This window comes from Nocardia sp. CS682, assembly GCF_004634405.1.
Taxonomy (GTDB): domain Bacteria; phylum Actinomycetota; class Actinomycetes; order Mycobacteriales; family Mycobacteriaceae; genus Nocardia; species Nocardia ninae.
Genome location: NZ_CP029710.1, coordinates 2025982 through 2045091 on the forward strand (window position 1 = coordinate 2025982; position 19110 = coordinate 2045091).

The following is a 19110-nucleotide window of genomic DNA, read 5'->3' on the forward strand; positions in this document are numbered from 1 at the left end:
GCCACGCACGCCGTTCTTTCTGGCACAACGTCGGACGAGGCCCGGTTGGTTCCCGCCCGACGCAAATCACTCACCTTGCCTGCTCGTACCCGCGTCCGGTCGGCGTACACATCGCAGCAGTTCCCGCACGGCGATGTGCGTCGCGCCGATCCTGATCGTCCACCGGTCCCCGAGGAGTTTCAACCGCATCACCTCGGTGTGCCCCGGACCGGCGAGTCCGAGGAAGACGGTGCCGACCGGATGTCCGTCCTGCGAATCAGGGCCGGCCACACCGGTCAGTGCCACTCCCCAGTCTGCCCCGCATCGCGTGCGGGCGCCCACCGCGAGTTGTTCGGCGGTGCTCGCGGCGACCGGACCTTCGGTCTCCAGTACTTCGTCGCTGACGCCGCCGAGGCTGTGTTTCAGGTCTGTGGCGTACACCACGATGCCACCGCGCAGCACCGCGCTGGCGCCCGGGACACCCGCGATGGTCGCGGACAACAGCCCGGCGGTGAGCGATTCGGCGGTCGCGACGGTCTGACCCGCCGTGCGCAGCGCCCGAACCAGGTCGGCGACTTGCCCGTTCGCGATCAACGGATCGGTCGGTACCGAGGATGCCTGGCTCATGCGCCGCGCGTTCGGCCCGGCCCGCCCGCGAACCACACCCGCATCGCCTGGCCGACGTAGTCCAGGCCGGTGATCACGGTCAGCGCGACGGCCACATACATCAGCACCATGCCCGCCCCGAGAAGCCAGCCGCCCAGCGGCAGCAGCAGGACCGCGATCGCGATCGACTGCATGAGGGTCTTGAGTTTGCCGCCCCGACCGGCGGGGATCACGCCCCGGCGCACCACGGCCAGGCGCAGCAGGGTCACGCCGATCTCGCGGCCGCAGATGACCAGGGTGATCCACCAGGCCAGATCGCCGAGTACGGACAACCCGATCACCGCGGAACCGATCAACGCCTTGTCCGCGATGGGGTCGGCGAGCTTGCCGAAATCGGTGACCAGACCGTATTTGCGCGCCAGTTGCCCGTCGAACCGGTCTGTGATTGCGGCGATGCCGAACAGCGCGGCCGCGACGAGCCGCCAGAAGGTCTCGTGCCCGTCGCCCACGAACAGTGCCACCACGAACAGCGGGACCAGCGCGATCCGCAGCATGGTCAGGATGTTCGCGATATTCATCAGCGGCACCACGGGTTCGGCGTGCGGCGTCACCATGCTCGACGGGATCGGCTCGGACGCGGCCCAGCGTCGCTCGATCTCCTCGGGTTGCGCACTCATCGCCGCACCTCGCCGACGCTCAGCTCCGGTAGGAACGCGAGCGGCTGCGCGATGGTGCGCCCGCTCACGATAAACACTCCAGACAACGTCCATGACCGGCGCCTGCCCGGCGCGCGTCATGCCGAACCCGCTGCCCGGCGTGATGCGGTGAGCGGGAGGACTGGATGTGCGGCACACGTTCAGCCTATCGGTAACCCGCCCGACTACTCTGCACCCCATGAACTCTCGGGGACCACTAGGTGGTTCGACCAGCGACGCACATCAGGCCGTGCCTCTAGGCGCGCAGAATTCCGCACTGGTTGTCCGACGCGCGCGAACCTCCGACGTGCCCGAGATCAAACGCCTCGTCGATGTCTACGCCGGTCGGATACTGCTGGAAAAGAACCTGGTCACGCTGTACGAAGCGGTGCAGGAGTTCTGGGTGGCCGAGCTCGACGGTCGCGTCGTCGGCTGTGGCGCGCTGCATGTGCTGTGGGCCGACCTCGGCGAGGTGCGCACGGTCGCGGTGCACCCGGATGTCAAGGGCAGCGGGGTGGGCAGGCTCATCGTGGAGCAGCTGATCACGGTGGCGCGCGAGCTGGAACTGCGGCGGGTGTTCGTGCTGACCTTCGAGGTGGATTTCTTCGCCAGGCACGGGTTCGCGGAGATAGACGGCACGCCGGTGACGGCCGAGGTGTACGCGGAGATGTGCCGGTCCTACGACACCGGTGTCGCGGAGTTCCTCGACCTCAGCTACGTCAAGCCCAACACCCTCGGCAATACTCGGATGCTGCTCACGCTCTGACATCCGACGTATAGGAAGCGATCCGCCCGTGCCGATCTTCGCCGTTCACTACACCTACTCCGCGGCCACGGTCCCGGACCGGGACACCCATCGCCCCGCGCATCGCGCCTGGCTGGCCGGCCAGCTCGACGCGGGCAACCTGCTGACCAGCGGGCCGTACCCGGACGGGTCCGGTGCACTGATCCTGTTCCGGGCCGAGGATGCCGCTGCGCTGAACGCGCTGCTCGCCGCGGACCCGTTCGCGCGGGAGAAGCTGATCGATGACGTACGCGTCGTCGAATGGCTTCCGGTGCTGGGCGCTTTCTCGTCCTGAATCGATCACCTACCGATTCCCCGCTCACCATTCGGTGGGCGGGGAATCGGACAACCAGGGCGGATCGTTAGGCGAAGTCAGCTAACTTGCGGCGACACACCGAGCGTGATACGGACATACCGCCTGTTCCACACGGCAGACTCGCGCCATGCGCACTTACGTAGCGGTTTTCGCGTCGACGGCTGCCACCGCGGGCCTGTTGTACGCGTACCTGGGCGTACCGGACAAAACGGACCCAGCAACCTCTTCCTCGGCTCGTCCGCTGACCCGGCCCGGAGTGGCCGACCCGGCGATGTACCGAGCCGTCGACGGCTATTACTTCCAGACGCCGGACCGGCACATCACCTGCGGCATCCTCGATCAGCCAGTCGGTCAGCCCCGGCGCACCGCGGGATGTCAGGGCGCGACCGGCCCCGCGCCGCCGCACATGCAGAAATGCTGGAGCACCGATCCGGCCGCCGCCGCGGTCGCGGTCGGCGAGGACGCCGGATATCTGTGCGTGAACCAGGGTTTCTACACCGGCCCCGAGGTCGTACCCGGTGCGGGCCCTGGCGTCGGGCCGGTGCTCCCCGCCGGAGCGACCTTGAGCGCGCACGGATTCACCTGTCGGGCCGAGACTTTCAGCGTCATCTGCAGCAACGACGAAGACGGGCACGGGTTCGAGATCGCCCCGGACAGCAACCGGGTGTTCTGAACGTCAGCGCCGCGCCGCGTCCGCGCGGGTGCGCGCCAGGCTGGCGACCGTCGCGATGACCAAGATGCCGAGAATGACTCCCAGCGACACCGTGGTGGAGATCTCCGGCACGCTGACGTGCTCGCCGCCGTTGATGAACGGCAGCGTGTTCTCGTGCAACGCGTGCAGCACCAGCTTGACGCCGATGAACGCCAGGATGGCCGACAGACCGTAGGACAGATACACCAGACGATCGAGGAGTCCGCCGATCAGGAAGTACAACTGCCGTAAACCCATGAGCGCGAACGCGTTTGCGGTGAATACCAGGTAAGGCTCGCTCGTCAGACCGTAGATCGCCGGGATCGAGTCCAGGGCGAACAGCAGGTCGGCGAAGCCGATCGCCAGCAGGGTGAGAAACAGCGGGGTCACCGCGCGACGTCCGTCGACGCGGGTGATCAGCTTGTCGCCGTCGTAGCTCTCGGTGGTCGGCAGTACCCGTTTGGCCAGCGCGACGACCCGGCTGTCGCGCTTTTCCTCGTGCTCGACCTCGTGGCCGCTCTCCTTGATCAGCTTGGCCGCGGTGTAGATGAGGAACAGGCCGAACAGATAGAACACCCAGCTGAACGCGCTGATCGCGGCCGCACCGACGGCAATGAACACACCGCGCATCACCAGCGCGATCACGATGCCGATGAGCAACGCCTTCTGCTGATAGATCCGCGGCACCGCGAAGGTGGACATGATGATCAGGAAGATGAACAGGTTGTCCACCGAGAGCGCCTTCTCGGTGACGAAACCCGCGTAGTACTCCCCCGCGAACGTCGAACCCCACTGCCAGGCGACGAAACCGCCGAAGGCCAGGGCGAGCCCGATGTAGACGGCGGACCAGAAGCCGGATTCCCGGAAGGTCGGCTCGTGCGGGGTGCGCACGTGCGCGAAGAAGTCGAAGACGAACAGGGCGAGGATCACCACGATGGTGACCACCCACTCGAGTGCGGTTACCTGCATGCTGCGTGTCGATCAGTAGCGAGGGTCATGACGTTCATAATGCCCGATTTGTCCGTTCCGGTCGGCTTGCGGGGTGATTGCTGACCATAATTTCACATGCACTCGCCGCGGGCGCCATGCCACAGTGGCGACTGTGACCGACGACTACCTGCTCCTCAACAAAGCCAACTGGGACGAGCGCGCACCGGTCCACGCCGCGTCGCGCGATTACGCGGTGGACCGGTTCCTCGCCGAACCGAACTTTCTGAGCGAGGTGGTTCGGTTCGATCGGCCGCTGCTCGGCGACATCGGCGGGCTGCGCGCGGTGCACCTGCAATGCCACATCGGCACCGACACGCTCTCGCTGGCCCGGCTCGGTGCCACCATGACCGGACTCGACTTCTCCCCCGCGTCCCTCGCGCAGGCTCGGGAACTCGCCGAAAAGACCGGGGCCCGTATCGATTTCGTCGAATCCGACGTCTTCGATGCGGTAACCGCGCTCGGCGGTGCGCAATTCGACCTCGTGTACACCGGAATCGGTGCGCTGTGCTGGCTTCCGAGCATCGACCGCTGGGCGCACACTGTCGCCGGACTGCTGCGGCCCGGCGGACGGCTGTTCATCCGAGATACCCATCCGATGCTGGCCACGATCGACGAAACCCACACGGACCGGCTGGTCGTCGGCTACCCGTACTTCGAAACGCCGGAGCCGATGGTGTTTTCCGACGGCGGCACCTATGTCGAGACCGACGCCGAGTTCCAGCAGACCACCACCCACGAGTGGAACCACGGGATCGGCGAACTGGTGACCGCCGTGCTGAACGCCGGACTCTCGATCACCGGGCTCACCGAACATCGCAGTGTGCCGTGGCATGCCCTGCCCGGGCAGATGACCCTCGGCGCCGGCGGCGAATGGCACCTCACCGAGCATCAGGAGCGGCTACCGCTCAGCTTCACCTTGCAGGCCCGCAAGCACTGATCGCGGACCTCCCCACCTGGGGCGATGAGATCGCTCCGGGTGGGACGCGGCCCGGCGCGTCCCGTTCGAAAGCCGGGCGACGCGGTACAGAATGCCGTCATGCAAATCCGAGGAGCTCGTATCGCTGTGGTGCCGTGCGCCGTCGCGCTGGCGTTGCTGGCCGGGTGTGGAAACGACGACAAGGAATCGGGGACACCGACCGCCAGTTCGGCCGCGCCGAGTTCGCCCGTGGCGAGCTCGTCCGCCGCGCCGACCACCACGGCGACCGCCGCGCCGACTTCCGCCACCCGTGCCCCGGCGTCCGGGCCGGTCGACCCGGCCCAGTATCGGCAGCAGATGGGGTACTACTTCCAATCGCCGAGCGGATCGTTCCTCTGCGCGATCCTCGATCAGCCGATCGACGACAACGCTCAGGTCGGCTGCCAGGGACCCACCACACCGGCGCCCGCGGAGTTCAAAGAATGCTGGAGCAAGAATCCGCAGGGCAGCACGCTGACGGTCGGCAAGCGCTCCGGCGCACGCTGCCTGAACCAGGGTGTGTTCGTCGGCGCGCCGATCGACGGCGGCAGCCGCGGCGGCGGCCGGGTGCTGCCGTACGGCGGGGTACTCACCGTCGGCGCGTTCACCTGTGACTCCGCCGAGAACGGGGTGACCTGCACGAACGACACCACCGGCGCCGGGTTCACGATCGCCCGCGAGTCCAACCGCACCTTCTGACCCGAAAACCGGTTCCCAAGCCCAAATTCGGATGTTAACGTCGGTACCACAGAACGCACACGACCCAGGAAGGCGAAGACATGACCGGGACCCAGCAGCGACAGTGGTCGCGCAGCGGTGCCTGGCAGTCGCACGCCTACGCCGTGCTATCGACGGTCGCCTATCGACGGCTGACCGTACGGAGCGGCCCCTGACCCGTGTCTTTCACAGACCCGTGAAAAGGGGTCACTCCGCGGCAATCGCCAAGGGGTGACCCCTTTTTCGTGTTTCAGTACACAACTACACAGCGACGACTGACACGGCAGCATGCCCGAGCGGCCGAAGGGGCCTGACTGTAAATCAGGTGTATTCACCACCGGAGGTTCGAATCCTCCTGCTGCCACCCGTGTTTCACATCCGTGTAGCTCAGTGGAAGAGCGGCACCCTCCGAAGGTGCAGGTCGGTGGTTCGACTCCACTCACGGATACGAAACCCGATCCCTCGTAGCCCAATCGGTAGAGGCACCGGACCTAGATTCCGGGAGGTGCGAGTTCGAATCTCGCCGAGGGAACCAGCCCGCACCCGCGGGCCCGCGCTCGTAGCTCAATGGACAGAGCACCTGGTTACGAACCAGGGGGTTGGAGGTTCGAGTCCTCCCGTGCGCACCACGCTTACCTACCCAGATTCTTCGTAATGCCTGGTGGGAGCACTAGTGCACTCCTCATGTGTCGCGAGTCACATCTCGAGTTCGACCGCACACCTCTTGACCTTCGAGGCCTGCGTCACGCATGGTGGCATGAGGTTAACAAGCGCTTAGTAAGTCGGGTTTCCCGCTCGAACGGCTGGCGTACCCGAGGACTTCGGTGGCGGTCTTGCTCTCCGACGAGGCGAGCTGGATGACCGGGCAACCGGTGGTCGTCGACGGCGTCGGCAGACCGATCGGCGGCGGCGCGGGCTTTCGATAGGCACTGACAATCACTGGCGAGGAGAACAACACATGAGCAATGGACAGCGGATCGCGATTGTCACCGGCGCCGCGCGCGGTATCGGCGCGGCTGTCGCGCGTCGACTGGCCGCCGACGGGATGGCGGTGGCCGTGCTGGATCTGGATGAAACTGCTTGCGGCGCAGTCGTAGCCGAGATCGAGAAGGCCGGTGGGCGGGCTCTCGCGATCGGGGCGGATGTATCCGACGAGGCCGCAGTGGAGCAGGCCGTGGAACGCGTCGCCGCCGAGCTCGGCGCGCCGAACGTGCTGGTCAACAACGCGGGTGTGCTGCGCGACAACCTGCTGTTCAAGATGTCCGTCGACGACTGGGACACGGTCATGAACGTGCACCTGCGGGGTTCGTTCCTGATGACGCGCGCGGTGCAGCGGCACATGATCGAGCAGAAGTGGGGCCGCATCGTCAGCCTGTCCAGCACCTCCGCGCTCGGTAACCGCGGTCAGGCCAATTACGCTGCGGCCAAGGCCGGTTTGCAGGGCTTCACCAAGACGCTGGCGTTCGAGCTGGGCAAGTTCGGTGTCACCGCGAACGCCGTCGCTCCGGGTTTCATCGAGACCGATATGACCGCGGCCACCGCAGCGCGGATGGGCGTCCCCTTCGAGGATTTCAAAAAGGCGGTGGTGGCGACGATTCCGGTGGCCCGCGCCGGGCAGCCCGAGGATATCGCGCACACCATCTCGTTCCTCACCAGCGAGGGCGCGGGATTCGTCTCCGGCCAGGTGATCTATGTGGCCGGCGGCCCCAAGAACTGAATCGCCGAAGGAGCCAAGGCAATGCGGACATTCGATGGTTTGGACGACCTGGCGACAGCGGTCGGCACCCATCTCGGTTACAGCGAGTGGCACACCGTCACCCAGGCGCAGATCGATCGTTTCGCGGATGCGACCGGAGACCACCAGTGGATCCACGTGGACCCAGTGAAGGCGGCCGCCGGACCCTTCGGCACGACGGTGGCGCACGGGTTTCTCACGTTGTCGCTGCTGCCGATGCTGGCCGGTGAGATCTACCGTGTCGACGGCCTGTCGATGGGGATCAACTACGGCACCAACAAGGTTCGGTTTCCTACGCCGGTTCCGGTCGGCTCGCGATTGCGGGCAGGCGTCGAGTTGGTCTCGCTCACCGCGGCGAAGCTCGGGTACCAGGCGGTGAGCTCGGTGACCGTCGAGATCGAGGGTGCGAGCAAACCGGCCTGCGTGGCCGAGAGCGTCGCGATTCTGGTGCCGTGACGAGAACCCGCATGACGAACGACGATCAGGAGTAGAGATGTTCGAGCTCTCGGACCGGGCCCGCCGAATTCGCGACGATCTGCTGGCCTTCATGGACGAGCAGATCTATCCCGCGGAACCGATCTTCCACGCGCAGATGACGGAATCCGGTGACCCGCACTACCATCCGCCGATCCTGGAGGAACTCAAGACCGAGGCCAAGAAGCGCGGCCTGTGGAACCTCTTCCACCCGCATGCCGAGTGGGGTCCCGGCCTGACCAACTCCGAATACGCGCCGCTGGCCGAGATCATGGGCCGGAGTGCGCATCTGGCGCCGGAAGCGACCAACTGCAGTGCACCCGACACCGGGAACATGGAGGTGCTGACGTTGTTCGGCACCGAGGAGCACAAGCGAGAGTGGCTGGCGCCGCTGCTCGCCGGCGAGATCCGGTCGGCCTTCGCCATGACCGAACCCGCGGTTGCGAGTTCGGATGCCACCAATATCCAGTTGCGGATGGACCGCGACGGGGACGACTACGTGCTCAACGGTCGCAAGTGGTGGACCTCCAATGCGCTGCACAAGAATTGCCGGGTGCTCATCGTCATGGGCAAGACCGACGTCGACGCGCCGGTGCATCGCCAGCAGAGCATGATGGTGGTCCCGCTCGATTCGCCCGGCGTCACCGTGGTGCGTGGGCTGTCGGTGTTCGGCTATCAGGATCGAGAAGGCCACGCGGAGGTGGTATTCGACAACGTCCGGGTGCCGCGCACCGCGTTGCTGGCCGGCGAGGGCGACGGGTTCATGATCAGCCAGGCCCGGCTGGGCCCCGGTCGCATCCATCACTGCATGCGCGCCGTCGGCATGGCGGAGCGGGCTCTCGACCTGATGATCGATCGAGCACAAGCCCGTACGACCTTCGGGGAGCCCGTGGCCAACCGGGCCAATATCCAGGACTGGATCGCGGAGTCGCGCATCGAGATCGAGATGACCCGGCTGCTGATTCTGAAGACCGCGTATCTGATGGACACGGTCGGCAACAAGAACGCGCGCACCGAGATCGCCGCCATCAAGGTCGCGGCGCCGCAGATGGCGCTGAAGGTGATCGACCGGGCCATCCAGGTGCACGGCGGCGGTGGCGTCTCCGACGACTTTCCGCTGGCCAGCATGTACGCGCATGTGCGGACGCTGCGCCTGGCCGACGGCCCGGACGAGGTGCACAAGCGCACCATCGCGCAGCGGGAACTGCGCCGCCGGGATCCGTCCTGGGGCCGGAAAGGCTGAGCCACAGATGAATTCGACTACTTCCAGAAGGAGTTCGCCATGACGAAAACCCAGCAGGTCCGCTTGGCCGAACGGCCGACCGGGCTGCCCACCGCGGACACCTGGAACCTGACGACCACCGAACTGCCCGACCTCGGACCGGGCGAGATTTTGGTCCAGGTCAACTTCATCTCCCTTGATCCGGCAATGCGGGGCTGGCTCAACGATGTCCGCTCGTATCTGCCGCCGGTGGGTATCGGGGAGGTGATGCGATCGCTCGATATCGCCACGGTCGTGGAGTCGACGCACCCGGACTTCGCGGTCGGCGACACGGTCAGCGGCACCTTCGGTGTCACCGAGTACGCCATCAGCAACGGCCGCGGCGTGCAGCGGGTCGATCTGAACGCCGCGTCCGGCCCGACCTGGCTCGGCGTGCTCGGAATACCCGGCATGACAGCGTATTTCGGCCTGCTCGACGTCGGGAAACTGCGCGCGGGCGACATCGTGCTGGTGTCGGCGGCCGCGGGTGCGGTCGGGAGTGTGGCCGGACAGATCGCGAAAGCCAAGGGCGCCACCGTGATCGGTATCGCGGGCGGGCCGGAGAAATGCCGGATGCTCACCGAGGAGCTGGGTTTCGACGCGGCCATCGACTACCGCGCGGGCAACGTGCTGCGGCAGCTGCGCGAAGTAGCCCCGGACGGCATCGACATCTACTTCGACAATGTCGGCGGCGAGATCCTCGATGCCGCACTGGCCAACCTGCACCGTGGTGCGCGCGTCGTGCTGTGCGGTGCGATCTCGGCCTACAACGAGCAGAAGCCGCCGCCGGGCCCGTCGCGCTACATGTCGCTGCTGGTTTTCCGGGCCACCATGGCCGGGTTCGTGGTCTTCGACTACGCCGACCGTTACCCCGAAGCCGGTGCGCAGCTGGCGCAGTGGCTGGCCGAAGGGCGGATCAAGAGCCGCGAACATGTGGTCGAAGGCGGGCTTGCCCGCTTCGGCGAGACGCTGAACATGCTGTTCACCGGCGCGAACACCGGCAAGCTCGTGCTGGCGGTCTGAACCCGCTGCGCCCTGTCCTTCGGCTTCGGGTCAGGGCGCAGCACCTGCCAGGCTGCCTGGCAGGTGACGGTCCGAACGGATGGGAGACTTGTCACGTGGTCGAATCAGAGGACCGCTCACGCGCGGACGAAACTCGGGCGCGGCTGCTGGATGCCGCCGTGGTCGCCTTCGCCGAACGCGGCTTCCACGGCTCCACGACCCGCGACATCACCTCGATCGCCGGCTTGAGCACGGCGGCGATCTACGTGCACCATCGCTCCAAAGAAGAACTGCTGTACCAAATTTCGCGCACCGGCCACCTGGACACGCTGGCGCGCATCAGAGCGGCGCTCGCTTCGTCGACGAACCCCCGCGAACAACTCATCGCCCTGGTGCGCGACTTCGCGATCCACCACGCCCGCGCCCACACCGTCGCCCGCATCATCAACTACGAACTCGCCGCACTAAGCCCCGAGCATCAGCGCGAAATCAAGGACATCCGCCACATCATCGACGCCGAGGTCCGCACCCTGATCGAAAACGGCGTCGCCGAAGGCTTTTTCGACAACCCGAACCCACATATGGCAGCGGTCGCCATCCTGTCCCTCGGCATCGACCTCGCCCGCTGGTACCGCGACGACGGCGCCTGGACCCCCGAGGACCTCGGCGACTACTACGTCGATCTAGCCCTGCGCATGGTCGGTGCCCGCCACCCCGAACAGTAAGGTCGTCCCCCACCGCGACGCCGCCCCGAATCACTCGGCAGCGCTGATCAACTCGCGCGAGACGGCCGGCGCTGTCGCCCGCAACGGTCAGTCGGACTCTTCCGGTGCGGGTTCGCCCTCACCACCGCGGATCGTCCACAGCAGACCCTCCAGCTCATCGGGTTTGATGAGGACATCGCGGGCCTTGGAGCCCTCGCTGGGGCCGACGACGCCGCGGGTTTCCATGAGGTCCATGAGGCGGCCTGCCTTGGCGAAGCCGACGCGCAGCTTGCGCTGAAGCATCGAGGTGGAGCCGAACTGAGAGGTGACGACCAGTTCCACTGCCTGGATGAACACGTCGAGGTCGTCGCCGATGTCGGGGTCGACGTCCTTCTTCTCGCCCGCCTTGGCGGCGGTGACGCCCTCCTGGTATTCGGGCTCGGCCTGGTTCTTGGCGAAGTCGACGACGGCGTGGATCTCTTCGTCGCTGATGAACGCGCCCTGTAGGCGGGTCGGCTTGTTCGCGCCCATCGGCAGGAACAGGCCGTCGCCCATGCCGATCAGCTTCTCGGCGCCGGGCTGGTCCAGGATGACCCGTGAGTCGGTCAGCGACGAGGTGGCGAAGGCCAATCGGGACGGCACGTTGGTCTTGATCAAGCCGGTGACCACGTCGACGGACGGCCGCTGGGTCGCGAGCACCAGGTGAATGCCTGCGGCGCGGGCCTTTTGGGTGATCCGCACGATCGCATCCTCGACGTCGCGCGGCGCGGTCATCATCAGATCGGCCAGCTCGTCGACGATGGCGAGGATGTACGGGTAGGGCCGGTACACCCGTTCGCTGCCGAGCGGCGCGGTGATCGCCCCGGACTTCACCTTCTTGTTGAAGTCGTCGATGTGGCGCACCTTGTTGGCCTGCATGTCCTGGTAGCGCTGTTCCATCTCCTCCACCAGCCAGGACAGCGCGGCGGCCGCCTTCTTCGGCTGGGTGATGATGGGCGTGATCAGATGTGGAATGCCCTCGTAGGGCGTGAGTTCCACCATCTTGGGGTCGATCAGGATCATCCTGACCTCGTCCGGTGTCGCCCGGTGCAGCAGCGAGACCAGCATCGAGTTCACGAAACTCGACTTACCCGAACCGGTGGAACCGGCGACCAGCAGGTGCGGCATCTTGGCGAGGTTCGCCGCCAGGTAGTCGCCCTCGATGTTTTTGCCGAGCCCGATCACCAACGGATGGTGGTCGTTTCGGGTCGAGGGCGCCTTCAGTACATCGGCGAGCCGGACCAGCTCGCGATCGGAGTTGGGCACCTCGATACCGACCGCCGACTTGCCGGGGATCGGGGCGAGCAGCCGAACATTCTCCGTGGCAACGGCATAGGCGATATTGCGGGCCAGCGCGGTGATCTTCTCGACCTTCACACCGGGCCCGAGCTCCACCTCGTAGCGGGTGACCGTCGGGCCGCGCACGAAACCGGTGACGGCGGCGTCGATCTTGAACTGCACCAGCACCTCGGTGATCGCCTCGATCATCGATTCGTTGGCGGCACTGCGCTTCTTGGGCGGATCGCCGTCGGTCAGCAGTGACATCGGCGGCAGGACGTAGTCGCCCTCCACCTCGCGGTCGGCGACGAACTCGAGCTGCTTGGGGGGTGGCGGTGTCTGGTCCTCGACCTTGACCGGGCGCTGCTTCTTCGGTTTCGGCTTGGCCACCGGCTCTTCGGCGGCGATCGGCTTGGCATCGCGCAGCGGCGGCTCGCCGAGCACCTCGGTCACCGCATCGGGATCGCCGAACTCGTCAGGAGGGTAGTTCTCCACCGGGGTGCGGCCCTTGCGCTTCGGCTTGGCCGAGTGCAGCGGGAACCCGTCCGCGTCGTACTTCGCCGGGTCGTACTCGCCGTATTCGCCTTCGTACGCGCCGTATTCGTCACCGCCGCTGCCCGTGCCGAAGTACTCGCGCAGCCTGGCGGGGACCTCGCGCACCGTGGTGCCGGTCAGCAGCAGTACGCCGAAAATGATGGCCAGCAACAGGATCGGCACCGACAGCCAGGCGGTGAGCCCGTCGGTGAGCGGACCGCCCACCACGAAACCGACGAAACCCGCTGCGCGCGAACGCCCGTGCGGGTCGGTCGGCGCACCGGCGATGACGTGCCACAGTCCGAGGAACGGCAGGCCGACCAGCAGACCACCGAGCACCAGCCGCGGCCGGATCTCCGGGTGCGCCTCGGTGCGCATGAGGATGACCGCGATTCCGGTCGCCACGAACGGCAGCCCGGCCGAGGCGGATCCGGCCACCGCGCGGATGGCTTCGCCGATCCAATGCCCCACCGGACCACCCGCCGACAGCCAGACCGCGGCCGCGATCACCGCGCTCAACGCGATCAGTGCCAGCGCGATGCCGTCGCGGCGGTGGCCGTGCTCGATCTCGCCGGCCTTGCTCAGGGTTCGGGTGGTGGCGCCGAGGCCGCGCGCCAGCATGTTCCAGCCGCTGCTGATCCCGCGGCTCACGACCGCGAGCGGCGCGGTGTTCGACCGGCGCTGCACCGGCCTGCGCGCGGGTGGGCGGCGGGTGCGTGGGGTCGCGGTGGTGCGGGGTGTTGCCGAACGGGAACGAGCCGCCGTGGTCCGCCCCCGCGCCGATCCCGCCCGCGCCCGAGTATTCGTCGTGGTGCTGCGGGACTTACCTGCCATGGACCTAGGCTAGCCGCAAACGCCCCTTCCAGACCATCCGCAACACTGGTATCGCAGGTCTCAGGAGTGCCGAACTGTGCGGATGCCCAGGTCGCCGCCGATCCAGGGCGGCGTGAGCAATCCCCCGCTCAGAGCCGCTTCCGCGTGTCGCAGAGCAGATCGTGCATGCTTCCCGCGGCCCGCCGAGCTCCGCACAGACTGCAGACTGCGATGGGAAGCGCTGCGACTGAGCAATTGTCTGCGGAATGGTCCGTGCGGCTGGGATCGACCGTGTGCACTGGATCTCGGGCTGGCGGAAGCTCAGATTTCGGCCGATACGACTGCTCAGCGAGGGTCAGACGGAACGATCCAACCCCAATACCCTGCGAATATCCTCGGGTTCGCCGTTACTCTCGATGATGACCTCGTCGCGGCCGAACGAGTGCAACAGCAGCTCCGACGGCTTACCTTTCAACGTCACCTCGCCGCCCGGCTGTGAACGAACAACCGCCCGTTCGCCGTCCGGCGTCGCCAGCACCACCGTCACCGGCGATTTACGGTAGGACCGCCGCGCCATCCGGCTGACCAGGGACCAATACTTGTCCTCGTCGGCCTGCGAGAGCTCACGCGGCGCCCAGCCGGGCGTGCCACGGCGCACGTCTTCGTGGTGGACGAACATCTCGGTCAGGTTCACCAGCGCGTCGAGCGGGCGCAGCGGCGACCACCACGGCGGCCCGGTCCGGACCTGCTCCAGCAGCTCGGGGAACGGCCGGCTCGCCACCTTCGCCTGCACGCCTTCGAGATACCCGGCCAGCGGCTTCAGCATGATGCCCGGCGAGGCGTCGAACCGTCGCTCGCGAACCACCAAGTGCGCGGCCAGGTCTCGCACCGTCCAGGTGCCGCAGAGGGTCGGCGCCTCCGGCCCGACGGCCGTCATCGTCTCGACGAGCTGCTGACGTTCCCGCTGCGCGATGCTCACACCCTGAACATACCCACCGAGGCGCGCACAGCGACCTCGGCGCACCTGATTCGCACGGGGTTTCAGCATCCCCCAGAAACGAGGCCCCGAATTCTTGGGTAGCGCAATGAGTGTTCGCTATGTACCTTGTCACTCGGTCCATCGGGTCGTGGACCTCATGAACAAGAAGGGCAAATTCCCTGTGAAGAAGTTTGTTACTGGTGCGGCCGTTGTGGCCGCCGCTAGTTGTGCGCTGGCTATCAGCGCGCCTACCGCTCAAGCCAAGGCGTACAACTACGGCGCGATCGCGCTGTCCACGTCCACCGGGCTGATCGGCTACTCCTACGACTACCCGGATTCCTCGTCCGCGCAGGCGCGGGCGGTCCGCAGCTGCGGGGCGAGCGACTGCGAGACGGTGGTCTGGTTCGCCAATGGCTGTGGCGCAGTGTCCTACTCCAACCGCACCGGCAACTACAGCTGGGCCTATGCCGCCTCCCGTGGTCGTGCGCAGAGTAAGGCGTTGTCTCTCAACAACTCCGACGCCTACATCGTGCACTGGAACTGCACATCCAACCACGGCTGACGTCCGCGCATCGATTCAGGGGAAACATCGTGAAACACCGCACCTTCCGGACCGCCGTGGCCATCGTGCTGACCGCCGCCGCTGCCACTCTCACCGCCTGCGCTTCCGGCGACAAGGAATCCGCCACGCCGAGCACCACCGCCGATGCCGCCAAGGAAGCCGGTGAGCTCCAGGGCGGCAGCGACAAGGGTGAGAAGGAGACCGGCTCCGCGCCGACCACTCCGTCCTCGCCGGTGCTGGCCAAGCCGTCGACGCAGCAGCTGAACGACCGCCTGACCAAGGCGTTCGATCCCAACGTGCCGAACCAGGAAAAGATCAGCTGGATCCAGGCCGCTGAGCAGGATCCCTACCTGGTCGCCAACCTCGTCGACGCCGCCAAGAAGCAGGGCGTCCAGGTCGAGATCACCAAGGTCGGCGAGCCGGCGGACGGCAAGCTCAAGGCCGACGCCAAGGTCACCATCAACGGCACCCCGGTCGACGACGCGTTCGTCTCCTTCGTCTCCGAGGGCGGCGAGTGGAAGGTCGACCACACCTTCGCGTGCAACATCGTCAAGAGCGCGAAGATCGAATCCGCGGCCTGCCAGGAGTGAGTCGGTCCGCCTGACGCTGGTTCACCAGCGCTCCGCGCGGGTGAACCAGCGCTTCGGCCAAGGATCAACCAGCACTCCTGCCACGAGTCGACCAGCACAGCCGAAAAGCGCCGGATGCCGAGGCATCCGGCGCTTTCGCTATCCCAGGATCAGACGCCGATCACAGTCGGCACGATCATCGGGCGACGACGGTAGGTGTCGGCGACCCAGCGGCCGACGACGCGCCGCACGCTCTGCGCGATCCGATGAATGTCGGTGACACCCTCGGTAGCCAGCCGCAGCAGCTCCGCCTCGACCAGTTCGGCCGCGTCGGTGAGCGCGCCGGGATCGTCGGAGAACCCGCGCCCGCTGACCTCCGGCGCACTGACGGCCTTGCCGGTGGTCTCGTCGATCGCGACGGTGATCGAGATGAACCCGCCCTCGCCGAGCACCAGGCGGTCCGACAGCGTCGACTCGCCGACGTCGCCGACGGAGAGGCCGTCGACGTACACGTGCCCGACCGGCACCCGCCCGACGATCGAGGCGATCCCGTCGACCAGGTCCACCACGACGCCGTCCTCGGCGAGCATGACCCGGTCCTCGGGCACCCCGGTCGCGATGGCGAGCGCGGCGTTGGCGCGCAGGTGCCGCCATTCGCCGTGCACCGGCATCGCGTTGGTGGGCCGCACCGCGTTGTACAGGTACAGCAGCTCACCGGCGGAGGCGTGCCCGGAGACGTGCACCTTGGCGTTCTGCTGGGTGATCACCGTGGCGCCGAGCCTGGCCAGGCCGTTCACCACCGCGAACACCGAGTTCTCGTTGCCGGGGATGAGCGAGGAGGCCAGCACCACCAGATCGTCCTCGCGGATGTTGATCTGGCGGTGATCGCCGCGGGCCATCCTGGACAGCGCCGAGAGCGGCTCGCCCTGCGAACCGGTCGAGATCAGCACCAGCCGGTCGCCGGGCAGCGTCGCGGCCTGATCGAGGTCGACGACCACACTCTCCGGCACCGTCAGATAGCCGAGGTCCTGCGCGATCTGCATATTGCGCACCATCGAGCGGCCGACGAAGCAGATCCGCCTGCCGTACTTCTGCGCGACATCGACCACCTGCTGGATGCGATGCACGTGGCTGGCGAAGGAGGCGACGATCACGCGGTTGCGCGCCTTGCCGATCACCGTGTCGAGCACGCCGCCGATCTCGCGTTCCGGCGTGACGAAGCCGGGAACCTCGGCATTGGTCGAGTCCACCAGGAACAGGTCGACACCCTCGTCGCCGAGCCGGGAGAAACCGGCCAGGTCGGTGAGGCGACCGTCCAGCGGCAACTGGTCGAGCTTGATGTCGCCGGTGTGCAGCACGACGCCTGCCGGGGTGCGGATGGCGACGGCGAGTGCGTCCGGGATCGAGTGGTTGACGGCGAAGTACTCGCAGTCGAACGGGCCGTGCGTGGTGTGCTGACCCTCGATGACCTCGATCAGCTTCGGCTGCTGGCGGTGCTCGCGGCACTTCGCCGCGACCAGCGCGAGGGTGAACTTGGAGCCGACGACCGGGATGTCGGAGCGCAGCCGCAGCAGGAACGGCACCGCGCCGATGTGGTCCTCGTGGCCGTGTGTGAGCACCACGGCGACGACGTCGTTGATCCGGTGCTCGATGGGGCGGAAGTCGGGCAGGATCAGGTCGACGCCGGGCTGCTGGTCCTCGGGGAACAGCACGCCGCAGTCGACGATGAGCAGCTTGCCGCCGTACTCGAAAACGGTCATGTTGCGGCCGATTTCGCCGATGCCGCCGAGGGCGAAGACGCGCAGGCCGTTCTTGGCGAGCTTCGGCGGTGCGCCCAGGCGATCGTGGGCCAGGGCGGCGGCGCGCGGATCCGGTTGGGGCGCGGACTGTTCGGCGCGGCCCCGGCCGGACTGCTGGCGGCCACGGCCGGATTTCCGGGCCTGCTGGTTGTTCTGCGGCGCTTCGGCGCGGGCAGGCGACTTCTTCGCCGGTGCGGACTTCTTCGCCGCGTTCGCCTTCCTCGGCTGCGAGGTCTGCGCCGCGACCTGGTCGGCTTGCGCGGTTACCTCGGTCTGCACGACGACGACCTCTGATTGCACCGTGGCATCCGGCTGGGCAGCGGTACTCGGCTGCGCGCCAGCGGTGGACGGTGCCGCGGCAGTGGAGGGGGCCGCGGCTTCGGGCTGTGCCGAAGGCTTTTCGGTGCGCGCGGGCTGCTCGATCGGAGCAGGCGGCGGCGGACCCGCGGTGCGGGTCGCGGTACGGCGGGGCCGACGGGCCACTGGTTCTGTCATGCCTGCACCTCGCTGCGGCTAGGTTCCGGCCGGACCAGGGTCGCGGTGCCGAGGATTCGGTCACCGCGCTTCCTCATGGGCACCTCGATGACGCTCGTTGCCGTCATGCGTGAGGCGCACGCGCTGGTGATTCGTTCGCTCCGCTGTGTGGTGATTCGCTTGCTCCGCTCTCTCATTCGAGCACCCCGGCTGCCCGTAGATCGGCAGCGAGGAACTCGAGTTGTTCAGGATTAGGCATCAACTGCGGCAACCGCGGCTCGCCCGCTTCGACGCCGAGCAGGCGCAGGCCGCCCTTGCTCATCGCGACACCGCCCAGCCGGAACATCGCGGCGTTCAGCGGCACCAGGCTCGCGTTGATCTCGCGGGCGCGCGCCACCTCACCTGCGGTGTAGGCGGTGTGCAGTTCACGCAGGCGCTCGGGCACGAGATGGCCGATGACGCTGATGAATCCGGCCGCGCCGACCGACAGCCAGGGCAGGTTGAGGGTGTCGTCGCCGGAGTAGAAGGCCAGATCGGTGTTCGCGATCAGGTCGGCGCCGGCATTGATGTCGCCCTTGGCGTCCTTCACCGCGACGATGCGCGGGTGCTCGGCGAGCCGGCGGATGGTCTCGGTGGCGATCGGCACCACCGAGCGCGGCGGAATGTCGTAGAGGGTGACCGGCAGGTCGGTGGCGTCGGCGACCGCGGTGAAGTGCGCCAGCAGGCCCTCCTGCGAGGGGCGCGAGTAGTACGGCGTCACCACCAGCAGGCCGTGCGCACCCGCGCGCTGCGCGTTGCGGGCCAGTTCGATGGAGTGGGCGGTGTCGTAGGTGCCCGCGCCCGCGATCACGGTGGCGCGGTCGCCGACGGCATCGACGACGGCGCGCAGCAGGTCCGCCTTCTCCTGCTCGGTGGTGGTCGGTGACTCGCCGGTGGTGCCGGAGATGGCGAGCAGATCGACGCCGCGGTCGACCAGCCGGGCCGCAAGCGCTACTCCGGCATCGACGTTGAGCTTGCCGTCGGTACCGAAGGGGGTCACCATCGCGACGCCTACGGTGCCGGACGCACGCAGCTGGGCCTGGTCGGCGGGGCCTCCGTGGTTAGACATGCTGCCGCCTCCGAGCCGCACGCACGCAGCGCGCGCTTGGCGCCGA

General features: G+C 67.2%; 19 protein-coding genes and 4 tRNA genes. 16 read left to right on the forward strand and 7 right to left on the reverse strand.

Annotation, left to right across the window (positions count from 1 at the left end; translation table 11 throughout):
- Positions 1-66: 66 nt before the first annotated feature.
- Both DMB37_RS08925 and pgsA read right to left on the reverse strand, forming a co-directional pair.
- Positions 67-606, reverse strand: a complete 540-nt coding sequence (locus DMB37_RS08925; protein WP_135232296.1) for a CinA family protein — start codon at positions 604-606, stop codon at positions 67-69.
- Positions 603-1262 carry a CDP-diacylglycerol--glycerol-3-phosphate 3-phosphatidyltransferase gene (gene pgsA / locus DMB37_RS08930; RefSeq protein WP_135232297.1) on the reverse strand — a complete coding sequence of 220 codons (660 nt, stop codon included), beginning with the start codon at positions 1260-1262 and terminating at the stop codon, positions 603-605. The genes DMB37_RS08925 and pgsA overlap by 4 nt, the downstream gene beginning before the upstream one ends.
- A 217-nt stretch (positions 1263-1479) precedes the next feature.
- On the opposite strand from pgsA, the gene DMB37_RS08935 reads away from it, so the two are divergent.
- From DMB37_RS08935 to DMB37_RS08945, 3 genes are all read left to right on the forward strand, one after another.
- Positions 1480-2046, forward strand: a complete 567-nt coding sequence (locus tag DMB37_RS08935) for an amino-acid N-acetyltransferase (protein WP_206055218.1) — start codon at positions 1480-1482, stop codon at positions 2044-2046.
- A 28-nt stretch (positions 2047-2074) separates the two neighbouring features.
- Entirely contained in the window at positions 2075-2359 is a 285-nt protein-coding gene (locus DMB37_RS08940) for a YciI family protein (RefSeq protein WP_135232298.1), read from the forward strand.
- A gap of 148 nt (positions 2360-2507) precedes the next feature.
- Positions 2508-3053: a hypothetical protein gene (locus DMB37_RS08945; RefSeq protein ID WP_135232299.1), complete on the forward strand. Its 546-nt coding sequence runs from the start codon at positions 2508-2510 to the stop codon at positions 3051-3053.
- Between the two features lie 3 nt (positions 3054-3056).
- Here DMB37_RS08945 and DMB37_RS08950 read toward each other — a convergent pair whose 3' ends face one another.
- Complete coding sequence (locus DMB37_RS08950) at positions 3057-4040, reverse strand: TerC family protein (protein WP_135232300.1); 984 nt, start codon at positions 4038-4040, stop codon at positions 3057-3059.
- 133 nt (positions 4041-4173) lie between these two features.
- On the opposite strand from DMB37_RS08950, the gene DMB37_RS08955 reads away from it, so the two are divergent.
- The 11 genes from DMB37_RS08955 to DMB37_RS09005 all read left to right on the forward strand — a co-directional run bounded on the left by DMB37_RS08955 (position 4174) and on the right by DMB37_RS09005 (position 10930).
- Positions 4174-4998: a bifunctional 2-polyprenyl-6-hydroxyphenol methylase/3-demethylubiquinol 3-O-methyltransferase UbiG gene (locus DMB37_RS08955; protein WP_135232301.1), complete on the forward strand. Its 825-nt coding sequence runs from the start codon at positions 4174-4176 to the stop codon at positions 4996-4998.
- A 99-nt stretch (positions 4999-5097) separates the two neighbouring features.
- Positions 5098-5715 carry a hypothetical protein gene (locus DMB37_RS08960; RefSeq protein WP_135232302.1) on the forward strand — a complete coding sequence of 206 codons (618 nt, stop codon included), beginning with the start codon at positions 5098-5100 and terminating at the stop codon, positions 5713-5715.
- Between the two features lie 300 nt (positions 5716-6015).
- Positions 6016-6097: transfer RNA gene (locus tag DMB37_RS08965), tRNA-Tyr, on the forward strand.
- Between the two features lie 12 nt (positions 6098-6109).
- Positions 6110-6181, forward strand: a tRNA-Arg gene (locus DMB37_RS08970).
- Between the two features lie 10 nt (positions 6182-6191).
- Positions 6192-6268, forward strand: a tRNA-Leu gene (locus tag DMB37_RS08975).
- Between the two features lie 18 nt (positions 6269-6286).
- Positions 6287-6362, forward strand: a tRNA-Arg gene (locus DMB37_RS08980).
- A 329-nt stretch (positions 6363-6691) separates the two neighbouring features.
- Entirely contained in the window at positions 6692-7450 is a 759-nt protein-coding gene (gene fabG, locus DMB37_RS08985) for a 3-oxoacyl-ACP reductase FabG (RefSeq protein ID WP_135232303.1), read from the forward strand.
- A gap of 21 nt (positions 7451-7471) precedes the next feature.
- On the forward strand, positions 7472-7924 hold the full coding sequence (locus DMB37_RS08990; RefSeq protein ID WP_135232304.1) for a MaoC family dehydratase: 453 nt from the start codon (positions 7472-7474) through the stop codon (positions 7922-7924).
- 37 nt (positions 7925-7961) lie between these two features.
- Positions 7962-9185, forward strand: a complete 1224-nt coding sequence (locus tag DMB37_RS08995; RefSeq protein ID WP_135232305.1) for an acyl-CoA dehydrogenase family protein — start codon at positions 7962-7964, stop codon at positions 9183-9185.
- A 39-nt stretch (positions 9186-9224) separates the two neighbouring features.
- Positions 9225-10226 carry an NADP-dependent oxidoreductase gene (locus DMB37_RS09000; RefSeq protein WP_135232306.1) on the forward strand — a complete coding sequence of 334 codons (1002 nt, stop codon included), beginning with the start codon at positions 9225-9227 and terminating at the stop codon, positions 10224-10226.
- A gap of 95 nt (positions 10227-10321) precedes the next feature.
- On the forward strand, positions 10322-10930 hold the full coding sequence (locus DMB37_RS09005) for a TetR/AcrR family transcriptional regulator (RefSeq protein WP_135232307.1): 609 nt from the start codon (positions 10322-10324) through the stop codon (positions 10928-10930).
- Between the two features lie 87 nt (positions 10931-11017).
- Here the strand turns inward: DMB37_RS09005 and DMB37_RS09010 are convergent, their stop codons facing one another.
- Positions 11018-13594: a DNA translocase FtsK gene (locus DMB37_RS09010; RefSeq protein ID WP_135232308.1), complete on the reverse strand. Its 2577-nt coding sequence runs from the start codon at positions 13592-13594 to the stop codon at positions 11018-11020.
- Between the two features lie 334 nt (positions 13595-13928).
- Positions 13929-14552, reverse strand: a complete 624-nt coding sequence (locus DMB37_RS09015) for a TIGR03085 family metal-binding protein (protein ID WP_135232309.1) — start codon at positions 14550-14552, stop codon at positions 13929-13931.
- 211 nt (positions 14553-14763) lie between these two features.
- Between DMB37_RS09015 and DMB37_RS09020 the strand changes: the two genes are divergently transcribed.
- Together DMB37_RS09020 and DMB37_RS09025 are read left to right on the forward strand one after the other, a co-directional pair.
- The gene (locus DMB37_RS09020) at positions 14764-15114 is read left to right on the forward strand and encodes a DUF4189 domain-containing protein (RefSeq protein WP_167768784.1); all 351 of its coding nucleotides are present in this window, start codon (positions 14764-14766) and stop codon (positions 15112-15114) included.
- A 29-nt stretch (positions 15115-15143) separates the two neighbouring features.
- Positions 15144-15704 carry a hypothetical protein gene (locus DMB37_RS09025; RefSeq protein WP_107658250.1) on the forward strand — a complete coding sequence of 187 codons (561 nt, stop codon included), beginning with the start codon at positions 15144-15146 and terminating at the stop codon, positions 15702-15704.
- A gap of 149 nt (positions 15705-15853) precedes the next feature.
- On the opposite strand, the gene DMB37_RS09030 is transcribed toward DMB37_RS09025, so the two are convergent.
- Positions 15854-17977 carry a ribonuclease J gene (locus DMB37_RS09030; protein WP_135232310.1) on the reverse strand — a complete coding sequence of 708 codons (2124 nt, stop codon included), beginning with the start codon at positions 17975-17977 and terminating at the stop codon, positions 15854-15856.
- A gap of 172 nt (positions 17978-18149) precedes the next feature.
- Positions 18150-19064: a 4-hydroxy-tetrahydrodipicolinate synthase gene (gene dapA / locus DMB37_RS09035; RefSeq protein ID WP_135232311.1), complete on the reverse strand. Its 915-nt coding sequence runs from the start codon at positions 19062-19064 to the stop codon at positions 18150-18152.
- Positions 19065-19110 lie beyond the last annotated feature (46 nt).

Bases quoted from the DNA above. Each gene is read 5' to 3' on its own strand.
- DMB37_RS08945 (WP_135232299.1), top strand. From the start codon at position 2,508: ATGCGCACTTACGTAGCGGTTTTCGCGTCGACGGCTGCCACCGCGGGC.
- DMB37_RS09030 (WP_135232310.1), bottom strand. From the start codon at position 17,977: ATGACAGAACCAGTGGCCCGTCGGCCCCGCCGTACCGCGACCCGCACC.
- DMB37_RS08960 (WP_135232302.1), top strand. From the start codon at position 5,098: ATGCAAATCCGAGGAGCTCGTATCGCTGTGGTGCCGTGCGCCGTCGCG.
- DMB37_RS08950 (WP_135232300.1), bottom strand. From the start codon at position 4,040: ATGCAGGTAACCGCACTCGAGTGGGTGGTCACCATCGTGGTGATCCTC.
- DMB37_RS09010 (WP_135232308.1), bottom strand. From the start codon at position 13,594: ATGGCAGGTAAGTCCCGCAGCACCACGACGAATACTCGGGCGCGGGCG.
- DMB37_RS08995 (WP_135232305.1), top strand. From the start codon at position 7,962: ATGTTCGAGCTCTCGGACCGGGCCCGCCGAATTCGCGACGATCTGCTG.
- DMB37_RS08925 (WP_135232296.1), bottom strand. From the start codon at position 606: ATGAGCCAGGCATCCTCGGTACCGACCGATCCGTTGATCGCGAACGGG.
- dapA (WP_135232311.1), bottom strand. From the start codon at position 19,064: ATGTCTAACCACGGAGGCCCCGCCGACCAGGCCCAGCTGCGTGCGTCC.
- pgsA (WP_135232297.1), bottom strand. From the start codon at position 1,262: ATGAGTGCGCAACCCGAGGAGATCGAGCGACGCTGGGCCGCGTCCGAG.
- DMB37_RS08990 (WP_135232304.1), top strand. From the start codon at position 7,472: ATGCGGACATTCGATGGTTTGGACGACCTGGCGACAGCGGTCGGCACC.
- DMB37_RS08935 (WP_206055218.1), top strand. From the start codon at position 1,480: ATGAACTCTCGGGGACCACTAGGTGGTTCGACCAGCGACGCACATCAG.
- DMB37_RS09000 (WP_135232306.1), top strand. From the start codon at position 9,225: ATGACGAAAACCCAGCAGGTCCGCTTGGCCGAACGGCCGACCGGGCTG.
- fabG (WP_135232303.1), top strand. From the start codon at position 6,692: ATGAGCAATGGACAGCGGATCGCGATTGTCACCGGCGCCGCGCGCGGT.